The 7,485-nt window shown below is 66.2% G+C and carries 7 protein-coding genes; all 7 read left to right on the top strand.

The features are described 5' to 3' along the window. Positions 1–245: 245 nt before the first annotated feature. Positions 246–689: a cytochrome c oxidase assembly factor Coa1 family protein gene (locus tag VGQ94_06380; GenBank protein ID HEV2022139.1), complete on the top strand. Its 444-nt coding sequence runs from the start codon at positions 246–248 to the stop codon at positions 687–689. Positions 690–835: 146 nt separating this feature from the next. After that, positions 836–2,605 carry a metallopeptidase TldD-related protein gene (locus tag VGQ94_06375; protein HEV2022138.1) on the top strand — a complete coding sequence of 590 codons (1,770 nt, stop codon included), beginning with the start codon at positions 836–838 and terminating at the stop codon, positions 2,603–2,605. Further along, positions 2,602–4,299 carry a metallopeptidase TldD-related protein gene (locus tag VGQ94_06370; protein HEV2022137.1) on the top strand — a complete coding sequence of 566 codons (1,698 nt, stop codon included), beginning with the start codon at positions 2,602–2,604 and terminating at the stop codon, positions 4,297–4,299. Before VGQ94_06375 ends, VGQ94_06370 begins: the two co-directional genes overlap by 4 nt. Before the next feature lie 18 nt (positions 4,300–4,317). Further along, on the top strand, positions 4,318–4,674 hold the full coding sequence (locus VGQ94_06365; protein HEV2022136.1) for a DUF962 domain-containing protein: 357 nt from the start codon (positions 4,318–4,320) through the stop codon (positions 4,672–4,674). Between the two features lie 367 nt (positions 4,675–5,041). Then, positions 5,042–5,557, top strand: coding sequence for a crossover junction endodeoxyribonuclease RuvC (gene ruvC, locus VGQ94_06360; GenBank protein ID HEV2022135.1), 516 nt, complete (start codon positions 5,042–5,044; stop codon positions 5,555–5,557). Then, positions 5,554–6,294, top strand: coding sequence for a hypothetical protein (locus tag VGQ94_06355; GenBank protein ID HEV2022134.1), 741 nt, complete (start codon positions 5,554–5,556; stop codon positions 6,292–6,294). The genes ruvC and VGQ94_06355 overlap by 4 nt, the downstream gene beginning before the upstream one ends. A 70-nt stretch (positions 6,295–6,364) precedes the next feature. After that, the coding region (locus VGQ94_06350; GenBank protein HEV2022133.1) for a FecR family protein at positions 6,365–7,485 on the top strand (1,121 nt) is incomplete at its 3' end.

Genomic DNA, 7,485 nt, shown 5'->3' with positions numbered 1-7,485 from the left:
GGATTTTTGGGTCGGGACGGCTTGCGGGGTCTCGGCCTGAAGCACCGAGGCCGCCAGTAGAATCACCAGCAGGCTGGCTGCGAGGGAACCGAGCTTCCGGGACATAACGAGGCCTCCACCGAAAGGGATTGACTCTGCAATTATACCTGAGGAGAATGGCCGCTGTGCTTCCCGGTCATCCTTTCATGTTATTGGCTACAAAGAACTTGGGCGATTTCACCGGAGCTTAACAAGGGAGGTTCAGGATGAGTGCCCAAGCCGCATTCCCGGTCCCGCAACCGAACTGGTGGTCGCGCAATTGGAAGTGGTTTGTCCCTGCCGGCTGCCTCACGCTGATTCTCCTGTTCTGCCTTTTTCTCGGGCTCATCATTACCATCGTCATGGGCTCCATCAAGTCCTCGGACGCCTACAAGCAGGCGGTGGCCAAGGCCCGGGCCAACCCCACCGTGGTGGAGAAGCTGGGCACGCCCATCGCCGAAGGGTACTTCGTCAGCGGCAACATCAACGTGGAGAACGACTCCGGCAATGCCGACCTCCAGATTCCCATTTCCGGGCCCAAGGGCAAGGCGGTAATCCACGCGGTGGCCAGCAAGAGTGCGGGCAAGTGGGAGTACTCGCGGCTCACCGTCACCATCGAGGGCCAGCCCGAGCTCGACCTGCTGGAACCCGCGCCCGGTCCGGAACAGTGAGCAGGGGGTTGTGCGGACGCGGGCGACGCGCCCGCGTCCCCGTTGGTGTCTAACCAGAGCAGGGGACGGCTGGCCGCCAAGGCGGGTCCTGCCGGGATGTGATATAAGCAAAGAGAGCGCGTTCGCCGCGCAAAAAACCAGCAACGATGAGGTCCCTCCTGAGACGGCTTGCCATCTTCCTAGTGTTCCTGACCACCTGTTTGTTCGTCGCCGTGTCCGCCTGGGCCGCGGGCCCGCCGCCTGCCCCGGCCCCCAACCTGCTCCTCGACACCATGCAGCAGGAGCTCACCCGTGCCATGCGCGAGCTGGGCAAGGCCAACCCGCCGCCATATTTCATGAGCTATTCGGTGAGCGAGCACCAGTACGCCTCCATCTCGGCTACGCAAGGGGCGCTCTACAACTCTGCGGCGGCCCGGATACGAAGCCTGGACGTCTCGGTGCGGGTGGGCAGCCCGGCGCTGGACAACACACACAGTGAGAACCGCGCCTCCGGCCTGACCGCCGCCCTGCTGCCGGTGGAAGACGACCGCGACGCCATCGCCCGCGTCCTCTGGCTCACCACCGACCGCCAGTACAAACAGGCCGCGCGCACCTTCGACCAGGTCAAGACCAGCTCCGAGGTGCGCACCGACGAGGAAGACAAGTCCCCGGACTTCTCCCAGGAGCAGCCGCAGGCGCACGTGGCCCCGCCCGTCCCCATCGCGGGCTTCGGCCGCGCCGCCTGGGAAGCCAAGGCCCGGCGCTACTCCGCCCTCTTCGTCAAGTATCCCGAGGTCTATCGCTCGGTAGTGACGGTGATCGTGGACAGCGCCACCCACTACTTCGTTTCCAGTGAAGGCTCGCGCATCGAGAGCCAGCGCCCGCAGGTGCGCCTGATCCTCTACGCCGAGACCCGCGCCGAGGACGGCATGGACTTGCTGCGCAATGAAACCTTTGACGGGAGCAGCTTCGACCGCCTGCCCTCCGACGCTGTGGTCGAAGCCAAGATCCAGAAGATGGCCGAGGACCTGAAGAACCTCCGCACCGCTCCCCTGGTGGAGCCCTTCAGCGGGCCTTCGCTGCTTTCCGGCCGCGCCGCCGCCGTCTTCTTCCACGAGGTCCTGGGGCACCGCCTGGAGGGCCAGCGCCAGCGCGGCGACCAGGAAGGCCAGACCTTCACCAAGAAGGTCAACCAGGAGGTACTGCCCACGTTCTTGAGCGTGGTGGATGACCCCACCCTGAAGGAACTCGGCGGGATCGAACTCAGCGGCTGGTACGACTTTGACGACGAAGGCGTCCCCGCGCAGCGCACCGAGGTGGTCCAGAACGGCATCCTGCGCCAGTTCCTGATGTCGCGCATGCCCATCAAGGGCTTTTCCAAGTCCAACGGCCACGGCCGCGCCCAGGACAACTACGTTCCCGTCGGACGCCAGGGCAACCTGATCGTCACCTCCACCAAGACGGTTCCCGATGCGCAGATGCACGAGATGCTGATTGCCGAGGTCAAGAAGCAGAATAAACCCTACGGCCTCTACTTCGAGGACATCGCCGGCGGCTTCACCCTGACCACGCGCCAGCTTCCCCAGGCCTTCCAGGTGCTGCCGCTGATGGTGTGGCGCGTCTACCCGGACGGCCGGCCGGACGAGCTCGTGCGCGGCGTCGATATCGTGGGAACGCCGCTGGCCTCGCTCAACCGCCTGGTACTGACCGGCGATGTCACCCAGGTCTTCAACGGACAGTGCGGCGCCGAATCCGGATACGTTGCCGTCTCCGCCGCCTCGCCCGCCATCCTGTTCTCCGAGCTGGAAGTGCAGAAGAAGGCCAAGTCCAATACCCGGCCGCCCATCCTGCCGCCCCCGGCCTTTGAGAAGATCCCGCCGCCTGGGATCCTCCCGGCGCCTCCGGATCCGGCGCAGAAACCTGGGGTGAAGCCGTGACCGTCCGCCGCACACTCCGCCTGCTCCTGACAGCTTTTTTGCTGGCGTCGCCCCTGGGGACCGCGGCGCAGGCGGTGGCCAAGCCGAATGCCGCCCAGCCGGCCGCGGACGATCCCGTACTGCGCGCCATGCTCTCCGAGCTCGGGCGCTCCAAGGAGAAGCTCCAGCTCAAGGCGATGCAGCGTCCGTATTACATCGAGTACTCGGTCAGCGACATCCAGGCCTACTCCGCCGACGCCACCTTCGGCGCCCTGCGCCTGGAGCAGGGACAGCGCGCCCGGCTGCTACGCGCCGTGGTCCGCATCGGCAACTACACCCAGGACAGCTACTTCGGCCAGGGCGAGGGCTATGTCGAGGTCGTGCCCCAGGAGAACGATGAGCTGGCCTTGCGCCACGTGCTCTGGCTGGCCACCGACACTGCCTACAAGAACGCCCTCGAGGCCCTGACCCTCAAGCAATCGATGCTCAAGGACCTGGTGGTGGAGCAGCAGGTGGATGACTTCTCCCGCGAACCCGCCATCCAATCCATCCAGCCGCTGATCAAGAACGAGGCCGACTCCAAGCGCTGGCGCGAGATGGCGCGCTCCACCTCCGCGCTCTTCCGCCGGGACCCGCAGGTGGATTCCTCCGAGGCCGGTTTCCGCGCCCAGATCAACAACCGCTACTTCGTGAACACGGAAGGCTCCATCACGCGCAAGGGCGTTGCCACTTATTTCTTCTACTTCGGCGGCGGCACGCAGTCGCCCGACGGGATGCGCCTGCAGCGCTCGCAGGGATACGTGATGGCCCGGCCCGAGGAGCTGCCGTCGCCGGAGAAGATCCGCGCCGACGCCGGAAACGTTCTCGACACCCTGGCGGCTCTGCGCCTGGCGCCCGTGGTCGAGGACAGCTATGTCGGCCCGGTCCTGTTTTCCTCCGACGCCGCCAACACCGTCTTCAACACTCTGGTGGTGCCGGCCATCACCGGCGACAAGCCTCAGCCCGGCGATCCCGCCCGCACCTCGGGCGACTACGCCTCGCGCTTCAAGAGCCGCGTCCTGCCCCCGTTCCTTTCCCTGGTGGATGACCCGACCGTCACCCGCTTCCAGGATCAGACCCTGGTGGGCAGCTACAGCGTGGACGATGAGGGCGTGAAGGCGCAGCCGGTCACCGTGGTGGAGAACGGCACGCTGGTGAACTATCTGATCGGGCGGCGGCCCATCCGCGACTTCCCGCACTCCAACGGGCACGGTCTGGCCGCGCCGGGCGGGTCCGCCCGCCCCGCCATCGGCAACCTGTTCGTGCGCGCCTCTGAGTCCTTTCCCGTGGAGCAACTGAAGAAGCGCATGCTCGACAAGTGCCGCGACCAGGGACGCCCCTACGGGTATCTAGTCGAGACCACGGGCCCCGACCTCGCGCCCCGCCTGCTCTACCGGGTTTACGTGAAGGACGGCCACCAGGAGCTGGTGCGCGGCGCCGTCTTCGGCCAGCTCGACGCCCGTGCCCTGCGCAACGACCTGTTGGCCGTCGGCAATGATGCCGATGTGGAGGGCCGGCCCGACCCCGTCCCCAACTCCTTGGTCACTCCCTCGCTGCTCTTTGAGGAGCTGGAGATCAAGCGCGCCGACCGCGTCCGCGAGAAGCTGCCGCAGTATCCGCCGCCCGCGCTGGCCGCGGGGGCGCCCGCTGTCGCTCCGGCCGGGAAGTCGAACTAGGAGGGAAGGAAGTCAGTTATGGCGGAGAAGTTCCGGAGCTATGACGACTTCTTCGCCTTCTACGTGCAGCAGCACAGCCATCGCGGCAACCGCCTGCTGCACGCCGCAGGGACCACGCTGGGCCTAGCCGTCCTGGTCGGCGCCTTCGCCCTCGGGCATCCCTGGCTGGCCCTGCTCTGGATCCCCATCGCTTACGGCCTGGCCTGGACCGGCCACTTTCTGGTGGAAGGGAACCGCCCCGCCACCTTCGGACACCCCTGGTGGTCCTTCATCAGCGACTTCCGCATGCTCGCCCTGATGTTCACTGGCGGCCTCGACCCCTGGCTCAAGCGCCCCGTCCCAGGCCGCGGGGATGCGGGCGACTCGCCCGTATAACTCCTCCCAATCACCACAGACTCTGGCGCAGGCGTCCTCGCTTTTGCAGGCGGGCAAAGCGCGGCTTCCGTAGCGCTGGCGTCTCGCCGCCAAAGGCGCAGCCGCCCTCGCGCTCGGAAAGCCTCGCGGCCCCGGTGCTCGCCTGGATCGGCGTTGCTGGCTTGGTCGGATTTGTCAGCCTGACTCTCGCGAATCTGGCGCTCCTGTCCCTGCCCGTTTGGCAGCGCCTGTACCGCCCTGCCTCCCCTCGCGCATGACCGTGTGACACCGGCGTCCTCGCCCGCGCGATCTAGCAAAGCCTCTGGGGCACAAGTGTCTTCGCCGGTGCTCGCGTTAGCCCTCGCGGTTCTGGTATAAACTGCGCTTTGTGCGGGTATTGGGAGTAGATTGCGGCAGCGAGCTGACCGGTTACGGTGTGGTCGAGCAGCGCAACGGCCGCGGGCTTACCTGCATCTCCGCCGGGGTCATCCGCCTGAAGACCCGCGATCCGCTGGCCCGGCGTCTAGCGCGCGTTTTCGAGGAGCTGGGTAGCGTGATCCGCGCCCACCGTCCCGATGTGGTCGCCATCGAAGATGTCTTCTACGCGGTCAACGCCAAGTCGGCGCTCAAGCTCGGACACGTTCGCGGCGTCGCCATGCTGGCCGCCGCCGTCCACGACCTGGAGGTCGCCGAGTACGCGCCCCTGACCATCAAGTCCGCGGTCGTGGGATACGGCAAGGCGGAAAAGTCCCAGGTGCAGCAAATGGTGAAGCGCCTGCTGAAACTCGACGAGATCCCCGAGCCTCCCGACGTGGCCGACGCCCTGGCCATCGCCATCTGCCATCTGCACACCGCGGCTACGCTGGAGCGCCAGGCCGCCGGAGGCCGCCGCGCCCGCCGATGAGACTCGAGTCCCCAACAGATTCCGGCTGGAGGACCCGCGGCCCGGCGCTGCTCACGTTGCTTCTCTGGGCTGGGAGCGGCCTGGCTCCCGCGCAGAACTCCAGCCCCGCGCCCGACGCCGCTCCCGCGCTTCCTTCGGTGGCCTTCACTCAGGCTTTCCCGCGCGCCACGCCCGCGTATCTCTCTCTGCGCATCGATTCCGCCGGACACGCTGCCTACGAGTCCCGCCGCGAGGAAGGCGAGCCGGGCCAGCCCGAACTGGGCGAACCCTACCGTAGCGAATTCGTGATCTCCGAGGCCACCGCGCGCCGCATCTTCGCCCTGGCCGAAACGCTCAACTACTTCCAGGGCGACTGGGACTTCAAGAAACACCGCATCGCCGACACCGGGCGCAAAACCCTGCTCTACTCTGACTCCACTCGCACCCATCAGACCACCTACAACTGGTCCGAGAATCACGACGTGCAGGAGCTGACGGATATTTTCCAGGGCATCGCCACCACCCAGGAGGCCGCCTATGAACTCGACCGCCTGCGCCGCTACGACCGCCTGGGCCTGAACAACCAGTTGGAGCGTATGGAGGAGATGGCCAAGAGCGGATGGCTGCGCGAACTCCACGTCATCGCCCCGCTGCTCGAAAATATCGCTAACGACCGTGAAATCATGCACATAGCGCGCCAGCGTGCTCAGCACCTGCTGCAGTTGGCCGCCTCCCCACCCCCCGCCACCCTGCATTGACCGCGACCTCCGGAACAACTCGGGGTTAGAATCAGTGCATCCCAAGTATCAGAATCCCAGGAGATTCTGTATGAAGTTCGGCAGGGTAGGCCTAGCGCTTCTGACGGCCGCCGCTTTGGTCGCGGGTGTCCTCCCGCCCAAGGCCCTGGCAGACTCCAACGCCCGCATCGTTCGCCTGAGTTACGTGGACGGCGAAGCCCAGATCGACCGCCGCGACGGACGCGGCTTCGAGCACGCCTTTCTCAACATGCCGCTGGGCCCGGGCACCCGAGTGTCTACTCGCGACGACGCTCGCGCCGAGATCGAGTTCGAGGACATGAGCACCGTCCGCCTCACCCCGGGCACCCTGGTCGAGACTCAGTCGCTGGACCTGCGTTCCTCCGGCGCCAAGTACACCCTGGTGGACCTCCAGGACGGCACCGCCTATTTCAACATCCGCAAGCGGGATGATGACAACGACTTCCGCGTCACCACCGGACGCCGCGAGTTCAGCCTCACCCGGGCCGCGCGCTTCCGTCTGCGCGTGGACCGCTCGCAAGTCGTCCTCGCTGTCTTCGCGGGCGAGATCGAAGTTGTCGGCGAGGGAGGGCACCTTACCGTCCGCAAGAATGAGACTCTTACCCTGGACCTCGACGACCCGGCGCGCTACTTCCTGGCCAAGGGCGTCTCCAGCGACCGCTACGACGATTGGGACCAGGAGCGCGACGAGTACCGCGACCGCTACGCCAACGTCGGCAACTACCGCGGCTACTCCTCCGCCTACAGCTATGGCGTCAGCGATCTGAACTACTGGGGCAGCTACACCAACATCTCGGGCTACGGCTACATGTGGCGCCCTAACTACTACGGCGTGAACTGGAATCCCTACGCGAACGGCGCCTGGTACTGGTATCCGGGCTACGGCTATATCTGGGTCTCGGCCTACCCCTGGGGCTGGATGCCCTTCCGCTACGGCAACTGGTACTACATCGGCGGACACGGCTGGTGCTGGCGTCCGGGGAACCAATGGCACCACTGGTCGCCCGTGGTGGCAGTCCACAATCCGCCTCCGGGACATCTCATGCCCACCCCTCCGCCGCCCACCGGCCGGCGGGATCCAGTTGTCGTGGGCCACGGCCCGGCCACCATCCTGCCTCCAGAGGATCTCGGTCCACGCCGCGGCGTTAGAGATCCGAACGTCCTCGGTAAAAA

The organism is Terriglobales bacterium (genome assembly GCA_035937135.1).
In the GTDB taxonomy this organism is placed as follows: domain Bacteria; phylum Acidobacteriota; class Terriglobia; order Terriglobales; family Acidobacteriaceae; genus DASYVL01.
The sequence above is the reverse complement of the archived record's forward strand: the minus strand, read 5'-3'. Positions and strand labels throughout refer to the sequence as shown.

Bases quoted from the DNA above. Each gene is read 5' to 3' on its own strand.
- VGQ94_06365 (HEV2022136.1), top strand. From the start codon at position 4,318: ATGGCGGAGAAGTTCCGGAGCTATGACGACTTCTTCGCCTTCTACGTG.
- VGQ94_06375 (HEV2022138.1), top strand. From the start codon at position 836: ATGAGGTCCCTCCTGAGACGGCTTGCCATCTTCCTAGTGTTCCTGACC.
- VGQ94_06380 (HEV2022139.1), top strand. From the start codon at position 246: ATGAGTGCCCAAGCCGCATTCCCGGTCCCGCAACCGAACTGGTGGTCG.
- VGQ94_06355 (HEV2022134.1), top strand. From the start codon at position 5,554: ATGAGACTCGAGTCCCCAACAGATTCCGGCTGGAGGACCCGCGGCCCG.